At 45.3% G+C, this 719-nt stretch carries 1 pseudogene; it reads right to left on the bottom strand.

The features are described 5' to 3' along the window. Positions 1–466: 466 nt before the first annotated feature. A pseudogene (locus AC3WMR_RS30675) lies at positions 467–616 on the bottom strand (hypothetical protein); the annotation flags it as partial. Positions 617–719: the final 103 nt, after the last annotated feature.

Genomic DNA, 719 nt, shown 5'->3' with positions numbered 1-719 from the left:
TGCGCGTCAGTTTTTTACCGACCAAACCCTGCCGGTTTCTCCAACCTGAGACTGTCCACTTCGGGGGAGGAGGTCACCTATTTTGGGGAACCTCAGAATCTGGCTCTTTATTTTCAGCCCTCCCTATACCGAGGATCCTCTCTCATAAGCCTCAGAACCTCAGACCAATTCCATAAAATTCCAGGAATATGACTTTTTGGCACTATTTTTGCTCTATCCGAAAGGGGAAAGTTATTCATAGCACTCTCGCAATAAGAGTAGAATAAATTGAAGCAGCTTTCGCCAGCAGTATCCAACGCAATAAGGCTCTGCCCTTGACCATCAAGAGGAGCGTAAATATCACTCAGGCAGCCTTGCTCATCCTCTTTAAACAAACCTCGTGTTGACTCAACAATACAATCAAAAACTCCACCAGAGGTTGACCAACCAGAATTCCTGCCTATACATATATACATTGCCATAGCTCTTACCTCAGAATAAGAATCTTGCCCTGCTGCTCAGCGGTGAGACCTTTAATCCAGGAATTGACCAAACTCTGATTGGCAGGCGTTAAGTTTCTATAATCCAACGGAACAATATCCGCCTTGTCGATATGGCCAATTAATTGCTCTCGATTTCGAGCCGCATTGACCCTAACCCCGAATTAGTCCGGATCAGAAGTAGAGATTTCCGGCTCATGACCCTAACCCCGTATTAGTCCGGATCAGAAGTAGAGATTT

The organism is Achromobacter sp. FW305-C-28, from assembly GCF_058783235.1.
Note: the sequence above shows the minus strand (reverse complement) of the source record. Positions and strands in the feature narration are given on the sequence as shown.